This window comes from Ligilactobacillus pobuzihii E100301 = KCTC 13174 (assembly GCF_000349725.1).
Classification (GTDB): Bacteria; Bacillota; Bacilli; order Lactobacillales; family Lactobacillaceae; genus Ligilactobacillus; species Ligilactobacillus pobuzihii.
The window spans coordinates 1-239 of the sequence record NZ_APCP01000040.1; the positions used below are offsets into that span (position 1 = coordinate 1).

At 52.3% G+C, this 239-nt stretch carries 1 rRNA gene; it reads right to left on the minus strand.

Annotated features, from left to right (window positions below):
• Positions 1-239 (minus strand): 23S ribosomal RNA (locus LACPOB_RS0100225); the annotation flags it as partial.

Genomic DNA, 239 nt, shown 5'->3' on the forward strand with positions numbered 1-239 from the left:
TTCGGTCCTCCGGTGCGTTTTACCGCACTTTCAACCTGGACATGGGTAGGTCACTTGGTTTCGGGTCTACGTCAACGTACTCGTGCGCCCTGTTTAGACTCGCTTTCGCTGCGGCTCCGGTCTTTCCACCTTAACCTGGCACGTAAACGTAACTCGCCGGTTCATTCTACAAAAGGCACGCCATTACCCCTTAACGGGCTCTGACTACTTGTAGGCACATGGTTTCAGGAACTATTTCA